The organism is Luteolibacter sp. (assembly GCF_058122085.1).
This window is the reverse complement of the sequence record NZ_JBIKBQ010000026.1, coordinates 1-14,362: the sequence shown is the minus strand read 5'-3', so window position 1 is coordinate 14,362 and position 14,362 is coordinate 1. Positions and strand designations below refer to the sequence as shown.

The following is a 14,362-nucleotide window of genomic DNA, read 5'->3' as shown; positions in this document are numbered from 1 at the left end:
GCCCCTCAGAAACTCGAAGAGGCCCGCGGAAATTTCGCGTAAGGGAGGCGGGCACTTTCGTAAACGAAGTTGTCGGCGCGGCTGGTCTGCGGTGCCAGAAAGTTCTTCGCTCCACTCGCGCCGACGATGTCGTCCTGCTCGATGCCGTCGCCGGAAACACCGATCGCGCCGATGAGGACGCCGTTACGATAAAGGGGGAAACCTCCGGGGAAAATCGTGATGCCGTTAGGCACGTTCAGGTTGATCGGGGCGGATGGAACCGTCCCGCCACTCAGCGAATAGAATTCCTGCCAACCGAAGAACGGGCCGGGAGGGTTGTCGCCGATGCCTGGCGGATAGATGTCCTGCGAGAGGAAGCCGACCGAGCGGGAGGAAAACGCCCGCGGCGAGCCGCGTTCCAGGCCGCGAGAGTAGAACAGCGCTGTCCGCGCTTTCTGCACGGCCACGTCCCAACTGAAAATCGTCGCGTCCGGCGTGCGGTAGGTGCCGAGCACAACCGGCTCCACGCCGCCCACCGCGGGATTGTTCACCACGGAAATCCAGACCTGTGCGATCTGCCCGCGAGGCAGGCGGATCCCGGCGCGGGTGATCTGCGAGCGCTCCGCCGCCAGCCTCAGAATGCTTTCCACCTCGGCGGCGCTGAGCCGCGCGGCTCCCGCGATCGTCCCAAGCAAAGGATCGGCGCGGATCGCGGAACGGAGCTGGCCCGGCACGCCGCCGGTTCCGGTGAGGCCGAAAGGGTTCGGATAGACCACGGCGGGCGGCGAGGCTTTCGGCGAGTAATCCACCGGGCCATCGTCCGCCGAGGCGGCCGCGCCATCAATATCGGCAAAGCTCACGGCGCTGCCGTTCGCAGCCAGGAATGCGGCGGGATTCGCCACGATGTTTTCCGAACCGGCGCCGACCACATAGGCCAGCCGCACGCCATCGATTGCGACGTTGTTTCCGCCGAAAGCCGGAGCCGGCCGGAAGCCCGCCTGCCCGCCCAGCGCGATGCGCTCGTTGATGTTCGTTTGGAAAAAAATGTCGAAATCCGCGACAGGCGTGTCCGCGAAACCCACCACGCCAATGCCGCCGACGAGCACGCCGTTTTTGAAAAGCGGCACTCCACCGGGGCTGGAAACGGCGGCGGGCAAGGTGAGCAGCGAGGTGAACGGCACGCTGCGGAACGCGTCGGCGGGCGTCGCGCTGCCGAGGTCGTTCACGCCGGGAACCGGCGGCAAGGGAAAGGTGCCCGCAGCGGATGGGGCTTTGTATTTATTCGTGTCCGAGAACGCCATGCTCGAGAAATTCACGCCGACCAGCGGGCCGTTGGGGCGGTTTTCCACGGCAGGCGGGAAATGGTTCTGCACGATGAACGCCGCCGTGCGCGAAGTGAAGGCGTGCTGGTCGCTGCTGAGAAATGCCGCCGCTCCCGCTTTCGAGATCACATCCGCGACGATGGAGGGTGTCGGATTGGGGGCGGCCGCGCCGTTCACATCCCACACCGCCAGCACGTGCCCCTCGCGGTCGGTGACCGCGATCACCCGGTTATTCGCCGACGAGATGACCTGCGCCTCCCGAACCGCCTGCGCTAAAACTTGGCGCACGTCCCCGATCTCCATCCGCTGCGCGAGCAACGGCGAGACCGGAGCGAGAAGAAACAGGGGAAGCCGCCAATCCATAACCGATGCCGTTATCCCCAAACCCGGCCGGGATGACAAGGGAATTGGGACGCGTGCGCTCTCCGCATGTTGTTGACGCAACTCCCATCGCGGGCGAGGCTCTCCGGCGACGTTACCATGATGCTACGCAGCGCCGGAAAATTCCTGAGTTCCCTGCGCCTGACGGTCACGCTGTTGGGCTTCTCGATGCTGCTGATCTTCGTCGGCACGGTCTCCCAAGTCACTCTCGGCATCCACGAGGTGGTGGAACTTTTTTTCCGCTCGTGGATCGCGTGGTGGGATGTGATGCCGGGGGAGAAGGAATTCAAAATCCCTCTGCCCGGCGGTTCGCTGCTCGGCTGCCTGCTGATCGTGAACCTCCTCGCCGCACACGGTGCACGCTTCAAACTCCGCTGGAGCAAGGCGGGCATGATCCTGATCCACGCCGGGATTTTGCTGATGCTCTCCGGCGAGTTGCTCACCGGCTTCCTCGGCAAGGAGGCGCAGATGACCATCAACGAAGGTCAGACGGTGAACTACTCCACCTTCCCCCGCGAGGTGGAGCTGGCCGTGATCGAGCTTTCCGGAAACGGGATAGAAACCGTCCACGCCATCCCGCAGAGCCGCCTGAAGGACGGCGCGGCGTTCTCCTTCCCGGGCTTCACCTTGAAGATCGACCGCCATTTCGAGAACAGTGAGATCCTTGAGGAAAAGGCGGCGGGCGAAGGCTTCGATCCCATCCGCGCGACGACCGGCGCGGGCATCGGCTACGCGGTGCGCGCGAAACCTCACGAGACGGCGATGGATCGCCGAGATCTCGCGACGGCCTTCGTCAGCGTCGTGCCGGATGGCGGCGCAGCCCCGGATCGCTGGCTGCTTTCCAACGCGCTGGTCGGCACACAGCCCTTCCAGGCGGGCGGGAAAAGCTGGCAGATGGCGATCCGCCAGGCGCGCTTTTATCATCCGTTCTCCATCAAGCTCATCGACTTCAGCCACGACCGCTACCTCGGCACGAACGTCCCGAAAAATTTCTCCAGCAAGATCCGTCTGCTCAATCCCGCGACCAGCGAGGATCGCGAGGATGTCATCTACATGAACCACCCGCTGCGCTATCAGGGGCTCACGTTCTATCAATCCGGCTTCGCGAACGACGACACCACCACCATCCTGCAGGTCGTAAAGAACCCGGTCTGGACTCTCCCCTACATCTCCTGCGCGATGGTTTCCGCCGGCCTCTTGTGGGTGTTTAGCGGTCATCTCCTCAAAGCCATCGGCCGTCGTAAAATCGCCACCGCGCCATGACCTGTTTTCCACATAAACATCTCGCGTGGCTGCTGCCTGTGGTCTGCGTCGTTTACCTCGCCGTGAACGCGTTCCGCGCGACGCGTTCTTCCGAAGGCTTCGACTTCCAAGGCTTCGGCACCCTGCCTGTGGTCTCGAACGGACGCGTGCAGCCGCTCGATTCGCTCGCACGCAACAACCTGCTGGCGATCCACGGCACACAAACAGTTCCGGGTGATGGCGCTCCGGGCACACCCGTCGAATGGCTTGCGGAACTCGCTTTCAAGCCCGCGCTAGCCGACACGCGGAAGATCTTCCTCCTTCATCACGACGATATCCTCGGACTCGTGAACCTGACACGGACGGAGGGGCATGACGACAAGCACTTTTCCTTCGATCAACTCCAGCCCGCCTTCCCCGCGCTGCAGAGGGAAGCCGCGCGGATCGAGAAAATCGATGCGCAGGCGCGCAGCACTTACGAGAAAGCCCTGATGCGGCTCACGCGGAGTCTCTTCTCATACAACCAGCTCAAGCACGCCTTAGCGCTGCCAAAGAAAGAGAACATGGAGAAAGAATTCGGGCTTTTTCTGGAGAAAGTCACCGCCGCGCTGGCCGCCGCCGACAACAAGGAAGTCCCTCCCGACCGGGCGCTCATCGGCGACGCCTCCGCCCGGATGCGCGAGATGCTCGCGTGGGCGCCGCTCAGCGAGGTGTTCACCACGCCTTCCGGCAAAGGCGACGAGGGCTGGCGCAAACTCCCCGACTCCGTGATCGACTCCTCGGACACCGGCAAGCTCGACCCCGCCACGCTCGCCTACGCCCGCCTCGGCGATTCCTACCGCGCGGGCGACGGCAAAACCTTCAACACTGCGGTTTCCGACTACCGGAAATGGCTTTCCGAAAACCGCTCCGATGCATCAGGAAAAAGCTCGGCGGAAACGCTCTTCAACCGCATCGCGCCGTTTTACCAATCCATGGCGCTCTATGTCGCGGCGTTCCTTTGTGCGGCGTTTTCGTGGCTGCGGGCCGGCTCCTCCGCGCGCGTCGCCGCGTTCCGCATCCTGCTGCTCGGCTTTGCGGTGCACACCGCGGGACTCATCACCCGCATGGCGCTCGAAGGCCGCCCGCCGGTCACGAACCTCTATTCCTCCGCCATTTTCATCGGCTGGGGTGTCATCATCCTGAGCGCCGCGCTGGAGCTTTTCCACCGCAACGCGATCGGCACGGCGGTCGCGTCGGCGGTCGGCTTCGCCACGCTGGTTGTCGCGCACCATCTTTCCCTTTCCGGCGACACGCTGGAAATGATGCGCGCCGTGCTCGACACGAATTTCTGGCTCGCCACCCACGTGCTCATCATCACCCTCGGCTACTCGGCCTGTTTTCTCGCCGGCGGCATCGCCATCGCATGGATCCTGCGCCGCGCCTTCGGCGGCATTCCGCCCGCGACCTCCTCCTCGATGCGCGGCATGGTCTATGGGGTCATCTGTTTCGCGACGCTCGCCAGCTTCGTCGGCACCGTGCTCGGCGGCATCTGGGCGGACCAATCGTGGGGCAGGTTCTGGGGCTGGGATCCCAAGGAAAACGGCGCGCTGCTCATCGTGATCTGGAACGCGATCATCCTCCACGCCCGCTGGGGCGGCATGGTGAAGGAGCGCGGCATGATGGTCATGGCGGTCTTCGGGAACATCATCACCTCGTGGTCATGGTTCGGCACGAACATGCTCGGCATCGGCCTCCATTCCTACGGCTTCACCGATGCCGCGTTCTTCTGGCTCTCCGCCTTCATCCTCTCCCAACTCTTGATCATGGTTTTGGCGTGCCTTGCTCGCCGGAAGCCCGGGGACAATGCGTGATCACTTCCTTTCTCCGCTCATGGGTTCTCAGAAGGTGGTCACAGGGAGACATCGAAGCGGTGAGTGTTCCCTACCCGGCCACGGTCCCCGTCAGCGATGGATGTGCCGACCATCCGCCCAGGTTCTTCGGGTCTCTGTCGCCGGAGAGTGAGTCCGTGGTTGCGATTCTCTCACGCAATCGCCCAAGCACCCCAAGCACCCCGGATATTTCGGAAGAAAGTGCCACGCCTCGACGTATCCCGAACCCACGGGGGCGTAAAGGCTCCCGGGCCGCGGCAAACAACCCGCAGTCAAACCGCAGCTCCTTTCTCCAACGCCCCCAATGAACCGCAGATCTTTCATTTCCACCGCCACCGGGACTTTGGCTGCCAGCACGGTCTTTCCGTCCTTTGCCATCGGCAAGTCCGGGCCTTCGGCGAACGGCAAGTTGAACATCGCCTTCATCGGCTCCGGCGGTTGGATCGCCCGGCAGCCTTATGAGCAAGGCTGCAAAGAGGAAAATCTCGTCGCCTTTTGTGATGTCGACCGCAACCACGCCGCGGAGAACATGAAGAACTGGAAAACCACCCAGCCGTTCTTCGACGACTACCGGGTGATGCTCGACAAGATGCACAAGGACATCGACGCGGTCGTCATTTCCACGCCCGACCACTCGCACTTTCCCGCCACTCTCGCCGCGATGGAGCGAGGCATCCACGTTTACACCCAGAAACCGCTGACCCATAACATCTGGCAGGCCAGGACGCTGGTGAAAGCCAAGGAGCGCTACAAGGTGGTCACCCAAATGGGCAACCAGGGGCACGCCGGCGACGGAATCCGCAAGTCGGTCGAAGCCTATCGGGCCGGCGTGATCGGCGAGGTCAGCGAGGTCTTTGCCCGCAACGACGGCCCGGAGATGGGCAACAAGCATTTTGCCAATCCATCCACCATGCCGCCGCCGCCGTCGCCGGTTCCGGAGGGGCTCGCCTGGGACTTGTGGCTGGGACCTGCAGCGAAGCGCGACTTCTATCTGGATTACCTGCCCTACAAGTGGCGTGCGTTTTATGATTTCGGATCGGGCATGCTGGGTGACTTCGGTTGCCATACCTTTGACACGCCCGTCTGGGCGCTCGATCTGGACCCGCCCGAAGTGGTCGAATGCGTGGCTCGCGAGGATTCGCTCGATGGTCTGATTCCGGCCAGCAGCCAGATCAAGTACCACTTCGCGGCCAATGCCAAACGCGGCCCGGTGGTGCTCAACTGGTTCGAGGGCCATCAGGACTGGACCAAGGTCGGGCGCATCGACAAGTTTGGCGCGGATCACGCCGCGCATCGCGGTCTGGCTTGCTGGATGGTCGGTACCAAGGGCATGATCGGCTGCGGTACCCATGCCGGAGCGCCGGCGATTCTGCCCGGCGACGTGCGTTCGGAATGGCTGGCGAAGCCACCCGCCGAATCGATTCCGCGGGTTGAAGGCGGTCCGTTCCGCGAGTGGCTGCGGGCGATCAAACAAACCGGTCCGGAGCCGGGATCGAATTTCAACTACTCGGCCAAGCTGACTGAAATCATCCTCCTCGGGGTGCTGGCCCAGCGGTTCAAAACCCGCATCGAGTGGGACGCCAAAGCCGGCCGCATCACCAACCACCCGGAGCTGAACGCCTTCGTCAAGGAACCGGTGCGGCAGGGTTGGGAATATGGCGAGAATTTGTGGCAAGAAGGATGATATATCTATCGAACAACACCAGGAACTCACTCGAAGCAATGAAACCAAGAAGGATGACAAGTATCAGTGCCGCGCTGATCGCCATGGCGATCGCGGCTGCCAACATCGCGGTGGCCAAGCAAAAGCCGGACAAGCGCCCGGAGGTGCCGCAGGTCGAGTTGACCGCCACCGGGCAGGAGCTGCTCGCGCGCTACTCGGAGCAACTCAAGACCCTGCAGGCCGGGCTTGAAAAGGCGTTGCCCAAGGTTGGCGAGCCGCAGAAGGCCGCCTTCCTGAAGGTCTATCAGGATGAGGCGGTCGCGACGGCCGCCGAACTGAAGACGATGCGGGCTCAAGCCAAGAGCAAGGACAAGGAGGCGGCGGCAAAGGCTCAACTTGCCAACAAGGAGGCCCTCGAGCAGGCGCAGAAAAACGCTCAGGCACCCACCAAGGCCGTGCTCGCGGATTTGCAGAAGTTCCTGGCGAGCGACCAACTCGACGCGCAATTGATCAAATTCATCGTCCTGGCCGAAGGCGCGCCGCATGGATTGCCCGAGTTTGCCCAGCAGGGGCCGGAGCAGGAAGCACTGGTCGAGAAACTGCTCTCGGATGCGGGGCTGATGAAGCAGATGGTCATCGCTGACGGTGCCAAGGATGGCCAATACGGCCAGGCCATGAAAATTTACAGCGACATCCAGAAGGCGAGCGCGAAGGCCAAGGACGGCATCTTCCAACGATTGGCGCTTGCCGTCGCTCTGGAGCATGCGGTGCCGATTGCGCAAAAAAATCCTGAAGCCGATACCACGGCTCCGGCCACGGTGGATCCGGTGAAACGGTATCTTCATTACGAGAAGGCATTCCTGGACGGCGAGCTGGATCCTGGCTTCAAGGAACTGACCGTTTGGGATTACCGATGGGTTGTTAATGGCGATGAGCCGGATGACACTCTGGCCTGGGGGCGCAAGATGCTCCATAACTACCGGCCCGACGAGATCACCACTTCGGACTATCGCTGGCGTTATGTGAAAGCCGTCAAGACCGAGGTCAAATACGGATCGCAGGATCAGAAAAACGACCTCCCCACACTGCAGAACTACCAGAACATCATCATGAATGGTGGTGTGTGTGGTCGGCGCGCGTTCTTTGGACGGTTCATTTTGCGCAGCTTCGGCATGCCGACCTTGGCGCGTCCCCAGCCAGGCCATGCCACGCTGGTCCACTGGACGCCCGATGGCTGGGTGATCAACCTTGGCGCGGGCTGGGGTTGGGGCTGGACCACGTTTGGCGAAGACACCGATTTCCTGGCGAGCACGCAGGCCCGGAAGTCGGAGCAAAACTACCTGCAGGTGCTGCGCGCCAAGTGGGCGGGCTCTGTCCTTGGAGAAACGAAGACCTTCGGCTTCCACGACGAGGCGACCGGCTTCTGGAATGGCGTGGCGCTCTATCAGCAGCGGAAGATTGTTGAAGAATCCAAAGCGGTGGCGCTGGCCGCCGTCGGCACCGACATCGGCGAGGCCAATGAATCCAAGGAGAAGGATGTCGTTGAAACAGTGACTCTTTCCGAGGCGGACCGGAGGATCGTCGTCGGCCAGGACGGAGTGATCACGATTCCGGCCGTGGCCTGCAGCAAACCAACGGCAGCCACGGAGAAGATCATCTTCATGAAAAGCTCCCTGGGCGGAATGCAGCTGCATCACGGCCGGAACGGGGCGCCTGAGGATTTTGAATACATCATCGATGTGCCGGCGGCAGGGAAATACGAGCTCAGCGCGCGGGTGGTGACGACAAGCTCCGACCAGCACCTGCTGGTCGCTGCCAATGACGCCAAGGAGCCGGCCGATATCGCGGTGCCCTTCACTATCGGCATGTGGGACAAGACCCCACCCGTCGAGGTCTCGCTGGTCAAGGGCCCGAATGTCCTCCGCTTCTCGCGCAAGGACCCAGTCAAGGGATTGACCATCAAGGATTTCACCCTTACGCCGGTGAAATAACCGTCCGGATGAACCCCATGCGCGATGCTGCGTATGGGGTATCGCACCAGAAATGTCAGCGGCGAACTTATTTCAGCACCCGAAAAGTTGCCCGAAAAGTTGCCCGAAAATGACGGTCTTTTCGGAATTTGACGGACACTGGCGGAACACGCCCTATCAGCCCGGAAACGAAAAAAGCCATGGAAACAAGGGCTTTTCAAGGATTTCAGGGGCGTGGAGCATAGGAGATTCGAACTCCTGACCTCTTCATTGCGAACGAAGCGCTCTACCAACTGAGCTAATGCCCCTCACGTCCTTGCACCGGATTTCCTGCCATCTGGCGTTGTCCGGCGCAAGGTGGAAATTCCGGTCGGCCGCCGCTCGCGCGGAATTTCGGCAAAAAATATTCGGGCCGATTCACTAAGCTTTTGCCAAAGCCGCCCGATGCCCCATCATTCCCGCATGAAAGCGGTTCTTTGGATTTCCACATCCTGTATATTCACCCTCGCATTTTCCAGTTGCGCGCCCTCGGGTCGCGGCAGCAGCGGCGGCACCCAGCTGGCGGGCACCGGGCCCTTCGATAAGAACGGTCGCTACATCGAGGAATGGGCCGACAATCCGTCGAAATGGCGCAAGCCCGGAAGCGCTCCCTCGCCGCACGAAGTGAACTCCGACGAGCTGCCGCAAATCGCTCAAAACGAACAACCGCCGCAGAATTCCATTCCGCTCCCGCCCGCAGGCAGTTCCAAGCCCGCTCCGGTGATTTCTCAAACCTCGGTGACGACCAAGTCGAAATCCACGGCGACCAAATCCCAGCCCACGGTCGCGAAGTCCCAGCCCGCCGAAATCAAATCCAAGCCGGTCGTGGTCAAAACCAAGGCCAAGCCCAAGCCCAAGCCGAAATCCACCCGTTACGTGGTCAAGAGCGGCGACTCGCTCTCCGCCATCGCGAGCCGCACCGGCTCGTCGGTTTCCGCGATCAAGAGCGCCAACGGCATTTCAGGCACGCTCATCCGGCCGGGCCAGTCGCTGACGATTCCGAGGAAATAAATCACTCGCGGAAGAACGCCGCGAAGAATGTTGCCGCAATCAATTCGTTGCCGCGGGGTGTCGGGTGGCTGCCGTCGGCCATGAAAAGCCCGCTGCCCCGGCCTGCGGAAATCTCGCGTTCCCAAGCGTCGCCTACCGGCACGACGACCAGATCGCCCGTGTCTTTCGCCGCCGCTTGATAGCCGTCACGGAGCCGGGCGTTCATCGCGCGGAAGTCGTCATTCCGCAGTTTCGGATCGCCGTCGCGGCGGCCCCATGTCTGATAGAGGACCGGCACCGCGTCCTGCAGGCGGGCTTCCCGGACGAGCTGGCGCAGCGGCGGAAACATCGCCGCGGCGCGTTTTCCTGCGGGCATCGCCGGGATCTCGCTTTGCTCCTGGATGACGACGATGTCCCAGCGGCCGTCGCGGATTTTTCTTAGCGTCGCTTCGTTCCCCGCGTGCATTTCGAGCGTCCAGCCGCCGTAGGTCGCGTGGCCGACGCGGACTTTTTTCCCCTGCGCGGCGGCGAGTTTTGAAAACGCCATGGGTGCTCCGAAGCTGTAGCTGTTTCCCACGAAGAGCACCGCCAGCTCCGGCTTCGCGCGGACGCGGCCGGCGAGCTCGGCCCGCCCCAGACTGACGGGCAGCGAGGCGCGCGTCGAGCATGCGGGGATGCCGCAAAAACTCAGGATGCAGGCGGATTTCACGAGGATGGATTTCATGCTCTGGGATGGGCGGTGTCGTAGGCTTGTTTGAGACGTTCCTTGGTCACGTGGGTGTAAATTTGCGTCGTCGAGAGAGAGGCGTGGCCGAGCAGGGCCTGCACGCTGCGGAGGTCCGCGCCGGCGTCCAGCAGGTGGGTGGCGAAACTGTGCCGGAGTTTGTGCGGGCTGATCGCAAAGGGGATGCTGCTGCGCTTGAGGTATTTCTTGAGCAACTGATCCACTGCCTGCTGGGTGATGCGGCGCTTGCGGGTGCTGAGAAACAGCGGCCCGGAGGTGACCGCGGCTTCCTGGCGGTAGCGCTGGATCGCGTTGATGGCGGGCCCGCCGATCGGGACAATCCGTTCCTTCGAGCCTTTTCCAACGACCCGCACGGTTTCGCCGATGAAATCCAGATGCTTCACATCCAGCGCGAGCAGCTCGGAAATCCGCAGGCCGCAGGAGTAGAACAGCTCCAGGATCGAGGCATCGCGCAGCGGCAGCCAGGCGGGTGATTTCTTGTCCGGATCGACGCGCAGCGGCATTCCTAGCAGCTCGTCGATCTGCGAGAGGGTGAGCACCACCGGCAGGCCGCGCTCCGGCTTAGGCAGCAGCACCTCGCCCACCGGGCTGCGCGCCAGCCCGCGGCGGAGCACGAGGAATTTATAAAACGATCGCAGCGCGGCGAACCTCAGGCGGATGGTGGCGCGCTTGAATCCCTGCTTCATCAGCGCGAACAGATAGTCGCGGAAATCATCGGCGGCCTCCCCGCGCCAGCCGGCGAACCGCTCGCCCCGCCACTTTTTGTAAGCGGCGAGAGCGTCCCGATAGTTCGCCAAGGTCCGGGGAGAAGCGCTTTTCTCCGTGGCTTGGAAATCGAAAAAAGCGATCTCGTCGCAGTCGGTCATCGGAGCGGAGGATATCCGGCGGGGAATTGAATACCAAGCGAATTGAAAAAGCCCCGCCGGACGCTTGAAGGTAGCTGGCTGCCGTCGGGAGCGCAGCCAATGGAACGCGAACGATCCGCCCGAGAACAGTGCCCGGGCGATCGCTGCGGATCCTTGGCGACGAGTTCCAACAGCTCGCTGCCTCCCCGACGAGCCGGCTCTCACCTGGTTCAACCAAGCCCGGAAGCTATCCTGCATAACAGATAGCCGATCGTAGCGCAGTTCGGATCGCCGCAGGGCAGGGGCGTGAAGTCCTCGAAGCGGAGCTTGCCGGCGGCCTGCCCGACCGCGCCGAGGATGATGTCGGCGGTGTTGAGGCGTTCGCCGCCGGTGGCGTGCGTTCGGCCGGTGAGGAACATCGGCTGGAAGGAGACGCCGCGGCAGGCGGTGTATTCGAGGCCGGTCAGGATAGTGTCCCACAGGTGCGGCAGGTTTTCCGGCATCACGGTCATGGCCAGCGTGAACGGGACTCCCTCGCGTTCGCAGCGGTCCATCGCGGCCCGTTTCATCTCGCGGAAATCGCCAGCGTGAACGGGACTCCCTCGCGTTCGCAGCGGTCCATCGCGGCCCGTTTCATCTCGCGGAAATCGCCGCCGCGCAGCTCGTGTTGGCCGGCTTCCTGCGGGCCGTCGAATTGCAGGTAGAACTGGAAATTCCCGCGCCGCGCGCGCTTCCCGAGTTCTGCGAGAAAGCCGTCTTCCTTCGCGATCCGCACGCCGTTGGTGTTGACCAGGCAGTAGTCGATTCCCGGCTCGGCGTGGATCCAATCGACCAGCTCGAAAAACTGCGGATGCAGCGTCGGCTCGCCGCCGGAGAGCTGGAGCAGCTCGATCTTTCCCTTCCGATCAACCACGCCACGGATGCGGTTTTGTAACGATTCCAGCGAGTGCGACTTCAAACGGTCACCCGCCGCGCCGACCGGGGAATCCGCGAAGCACGTCGGGCAGGCGAGATTGCACGAATCGACGATTTCGATCAGCGCGAGGCAGGTGGAAAGCACCTCCACTTCCGGCACCGTCGCCCCGGCATTGCGGCCGAGCGTGCCGGTCACTCCGGCCGGGTCCGCGGAACACGCGCAGCCGGCGCCGCAGGCGTTCGACGGATCGCCCTTGGCCAGCCAGTAGAACCGCGCGTCGCTGGCGATGCAGGCGGTGGCCTCGCCGTGTTCGGCGCAGGTCCGTGTCAGATAGACCTTCGCCGGGGTGCCCGTGGTTTTCCAAACCTCCGCTGGCACCGCGGCCTGACAGGTCGGGCAGCGCGAGGTGGTCTGTTTCAGGGATTCCTTGAGGATAGGGAATGGCATGGGTCAACTGAAAAAAAGCATGCAGGAGCCCACCCACAGCGAGAGGCAAACGATGACCTGGCCGAGGAAATAGCCGCAGTCGAGAAACACCAGGGAGCGCCCGCGGTAACGACTTCCGATCGCCCGATGGAACAAGGGCAGGCAAGCGATGATGAGGAAAAAGACGACGATGGGAACCCACAGGAAGGAGGTGCCGTAGTCGTTTGGAGTGCGATAGGAATCGGCGATTAGATTGCCAGCAAGAATCGCCACCGGCGGAACCGAGAACGCGATCCACAAGGGCGTTCTCGGAATGACGGCCAGCGGCAGCGGCGGGGGGATTTCCTGTGGTTCGCTCATGGTGAAAAGCTGGCAGCGGCGAAATGGATTCGAGCTTTTTGTCAAGTTTCCAGACTCGGGTATTAACCGCACGCCGATCAAGCTAGGGAGAAGCCACAATAACTCGATGTGAATTTAACCGCGAATGGACGCCAATCGACGCGAATTTTCAGAACTTAATTCTTTGAGGCGGAAGTTTCATTCAAAAATCATCTTCATTCGCGTCGATTGGCGTCCATTCGCGGTTCAAAAATCCCTAGCTTGATCGCCCTGGGGACGACCGGCAAAGCCATGACTGAAAAGCCGGATGCGGGAATGGAAGCGCCGCGGACATGCCGGAGGCAACTTCACCCGATTTCTATCACCTGCCACATTCTTCGCAGCTTGCTTGCGCTGATTAGTCGGGACCCCATCGAAGTAGCGGTCCGAATGCTTGTTAGCCGGGACCCTTTCGATTAGGAGCGACGCCTTGTTATGCTCTTTGATTTTTTCTTGAGCGCGACTACAGCCAATAGCCCGATCAAGATGCCTAAAAATACAGCCCAGAGAGCATGCGATGTAACCTTCGTTGTGGTAGTCTCAGGATTCTCTTCACCGCTTCTGTTGCTGTTGTTTGCGCCAGAGCTTACCACTCCTTCGTTCCCCTTTGCTGCCGACGCTCCTACACCAACCTCTGCGAGCGGTAAAGTTACCGATGTCTCCCATTCAGCCGGAAAGTGATAGGGATTCCCATCAAGGTCATTCTCAGCTCCAAAATATTTGCTCTCCCATGAGACGTGCATCTGATGTGCCTGAGAAATGTTAGTTTTTGAGTAGGCGTCACCTAAATAAAACGTGAGATCGACAGACTCGCCCGGATTGACTTGGAAACCAGTGTGTGACCTTGGACGCTTGTAAATTCTCGATGACTTTTGGGCATATGTATTCGCCCACTCCTCGTCGTGAGGTAACTCGTTGCCGCTCTCATCCATTAAAGTCACGTAGAAAACCTGCTTGTATCTAATCGACGCGGAACAAATTGGAAACTTAGAATTGTTTGTCAGGCGGCAGGATACCAAATGCTTGCCGTCTTCGGAGGTGATCTTGACATCGAGAACAAGACCGTCTTTTTCGGACGAGACTGTGGTTCCAGCGCAAACTTGGAGTGAGAACAGGAGCAACTGAAGAAGGTAAATCAGAATTACAGTTCGTGACTTCATGGGTTTAGTTGGCATCCTGTTCTTCATCATTCTCTGGGATCCGCGCGGAACAGATTCCGCTTTCCCTGAAAAATCACAGCTCGCGGATGGCGCTCATGATCCGCTTGGCGATGCGGTCGTAGTCATCCTTGCCCTTGGCCGCCTTGAGCTCTTCGGGCGTCAGGCGGATGGGCTTGCCGACGGTGACGGTGATGCGGGCGAAACGGATCTTTCCGGAGCCGCGGGGGAGGGCCTCGCGGGCTCCCGAGATTCTAACCGGCTGGATCACGGCGCCGGATTTCACGGCGATGAGGCCGATGCCGGGGGCTGCCTCGCCGATGTCGCCGTTGAGGGTGCGCTCGCCTTCGGGGAAGACGAGGACGCGCTCGCCTTCCTTGAGCTTGCGGATGATCGTCTTGAGGCTGCCCATGTCCGGGCGGTCCTGGTCCACCGGGA

The 14,362-nt window shown here is 61.6% G+C and carries 13 protein-coding genes and 1 tRNA gene; 5 read left to right on the top strand and 9 right to left on the bottom strand.

Features of this window, described 5'->3' with window-relative positions; genetic code table 11:
- Positions 1-5 precede the first annotated feature (5 nt).
- Positions 6-1,589, bottom strand: coding sequence for a GlcG/HbpS family heme-binding protein (locus AC4DF4_RS05685; protein ID WP_490047141.1), 1,584 nt, complete (start codon positions 1,587-1,589; stop codon positions 6-8).
- Positions 1,590-1,781: 192 nt separating this feature from the next.
- Between AC4DF4_RS05685 and AC4DF4_RS05680 the strand changes: the two genes are divergently transcribed.
- The 4 genes from AC4DF4_RS05680 (at position 1,782) to AC4DF4_RS05665 (ending at position 8,449) form a co-directional block, all read left to right on the top strand.
- A complete protein-coding gene (locus AC4DF4_RS05680; RefSeq protein ID WP_490047140.1) occupies positions 1,782-2,945 on the top strand; it encodes a cytochrome c biogenesis ResB family protein in 1,164 nt (387 codons plus the stop codon).
- Positions 2,942-4,777: a cytochrome c biogenesis protein gene (locus tag AC4DF4_RS05675; RefSeq protein ID WP_490047139.1), complete on the top strand. Its 1,836-nt coding sequence runs from the start codon at positions 2,942-2,944 to the stop codon at positions 4,775-4,777. Before AC4DF4_RS05680 ends, AC4DF4_RS05675 begins: the two co-directional genes overlap by 4 nt.
- Before the next feature lie 322 nt (positions 4,778-5,099).
- Complete coding sequence (locus AC4DF4_RS05670; RefSeq protein WP_490047138.1) at positions 5,100-6,479, top strand: Gfo/Idh/MocA family protein; 1,380 nt, start codon at positions 5,100-5,102, stop codon at positions 6,477-6,479.
- 53 nt (positions 6,480-6,532) lie between these two features.
- Positions 6,533-8,449 carry a carbohydrate-binding protein gene (locus AC4DF4_RS05665; protein WP_490047137.1) on the top strand — a complete coding sequence of 639 codons (1,917 nt, stop codon included), beginning with the start codon at positions 6,533-6,535 and terminating at the stop codon, positions 8,447-8,449.
- Between the two features lie 214 nt (positions 8,450-8,663).
- On the opposite strand, the gene AC4DF4_RS05660 is transcribed toward AC4DF4_RS05665, so the two are convergent.
- A tRNA-Ala gene (locus AC4DF4_RS05660) sits at positions 8,664-8,736 on the bottom strand.
- Between the two features lie 154 nt (positions 8,737-8,890).
- On the opposite strand from AC4DF4_RS05660, the gene AC4DF4_RS05655 reads away from it, so the two are divergent.
- A complete protein-coding gene (locus AC4DF4_RS05655; RefSeq protein WP_490047136.1) occupies positions 8,891-9,478 on the top strand; it encodes a LysM peptidoglycan-binding domain-containing protein in 588 nt (195 codons plus the stop codon).
- 1 nt (position 9,479) lies between these two features.
- On the opposite strand, the gene AC4DF4_RS05650 is transcribed toward AC4DF4_RS05655, so the two are convergent.
- From AC4DF4_RS05650 to AC4DF4_RS05620, 7 genes are all read right to left on the bottom strand, one after another.
- A complete protein-coding gene (locus AC4DF4_RS05650; RefSeq protein ID WP_490047135.1) occupies positions 9,480-10,181 on the bottom strand; it encodes an SGNH/GDSL hydrolase family protein in 702 nt (233 codons plus the stop codon).
- Positions 10,178-11,068: a tyrosine recombinase XerC gene (locus tag AC4DF4_RS05645; protein WP_490047134.1), complete on the bottom strand. Its 891-nt coding sequence runs from the start codon at positions 11,066-11,068 to the stop codon at positions 10,178-10,180. Before AC4DF4_RS05645 ends, AC4DF4_RS05650 begins: the two co-directional genes overlap by 4 nt.
- A 209-nt stretch (positions 11,069-11,277) precedes the next feature.
- A complete protein-coding gene (locus tag AC4DF4_RS05640; RefSeq protein WP_490047133.1) occupies positions 11,278-11,616 on the bottom strand; it encodes a hypothetical protein in 339 nt (112 codons plus the stop codon).
- Positions 11,613-12,410, bottom strand: a complete 798-nt coding sequence (locus tag AC4DF4_RS05635; protein ID WP_490047132.1) for a radical SAM protein — start codon at positions 12,408-12,410, stop codon at positions 11,613-11,615. The genes AC4DF4_RS05640 and AC4DF4_RS05635 overlap by 4 nt, the downstream gene beginning before the upstream one ends.
- Positions 12,411-12,413: 3 nt before the next feature.
- Positions 12,414-12,749: a hypothetical protein gene (locus AC4DF4_RS05630; RefSeq protein WP_490047131.1), complete on the bottom strand. Its 336-nt coding sequence runs from the start codon at positions 12,747-12,749 to the stop codon at positions 12,414-12,416.
- A 434-nt stretch (positions 12,750-13,183) separates the two neighbouring features.
- Positions 13,184-13,927 carry a hypothetical protein gene (locus AC4DF4_RS05625; protein ID WP_490047130.1) on the bottom strand — a complete coding sequence of 248 codons (744 nt, stop codon included), beginning with the start codon at positions 13,925-13,927 and terminating at the stop codon, positions 13,184-13,186.
- 73 nt (positions 13,928-14,000) lie between these two features.
- Positions 14,001-14,362: lysophospholipid acyltransferase family protein (locus AC4DF4_RS05620; RefSeq protein WP_490047129.1), on the bottom strand; the 362-nt coding region annotated here is incomplete at its 5' end.

What these genes read in the sequence shown, in the direction of transcription:
- AC4DF4_RS05670 (WP_490047138.1), top strand. Translation starts at nt 5,100, where the DNA reads ATGAACCGCAGATCTTTCATTTCCACCGCCACCGGGACTTTGGCTGCC.
- AC4DF4_RS05655 (WP_490047136.1), top strand. Translation starts at nt 8,891, where the DNA reads ATGAAAGCGGTTCTTTGGATTTCCACATCCTGTATATTCACCCTCGCA.
- AC4DF4_RS05630 (WP_490047131.1), bottom strand. Translation starts at nt 12,749, where the DNA reads ATGAGCGAACCACAGGAAATCCCCCCGCCGCTGCCGCTGGCCGTCATT.
- AC4DF4_RS05635 (WP_490047132.1), bottom strand. Translation starts at nt 12,410, where the DNA reads ATGCCATTCCCTATCCTCAAGGAATCCCTGAAACAGACCACCTCGCGC.
- AC4DF4_RS05680 (WP_490047140.1), top strand. Translation starts at nt 1,782, where the DNA reads ATGATGCTACGCAGCGCCGGAAAATTCCTGAGTTCCCTGCGCCTGACG.
- AC4DF4_RS05665 (WP_490047137.1), top strand. Translation starts at nt 6,533, where the DNA reads ATGACAAGTATCAGTGCCGCGCTGATCGCCATGGCGATCGCGGCTGCC.
- AC4DF4_RS05650 (WP_490047135.1), bottom strand. Translation starts at nt 10,181, where the DNA reads ATGAAATCCATCCTCGTGAAATCCGCCTGCATCCTGAGTTTTTGCGGC.
- AC4DF4_RS05645 (WP_490047134.1), bottom strand. Translation starts at nt 11,068, where the DNA reads ATGACCGACTGCGACGAGATCGCTTTTTTCGATTTCCAAGCCACGGAG.
- AC4DF4_RS05625 (WP_490047130.1), bottom strand. Translation starts at nt 13,927, where the DNA reads ATGAAGTCACGAACTGTAATTCTGATTTACCTTCTTCAGTTGCTCCTG.
- AC4DF4_RS05675 (WP_490047139.1), top strand. Translation starts at nt 2,942, where the DNA reads ATGACCTGTTTTCCACATAAACATCTCGCGTGGCTGCTGCCTGTGGTC.
- AC4DF4_RS05640 (WP_490047133.1), bottom strand. Translation starts at nt 11,616, where the DNA reads ATGAAACGGGCCGCGATGGACCGCTGCGAACGCGAGGGAGTCCCGTTC.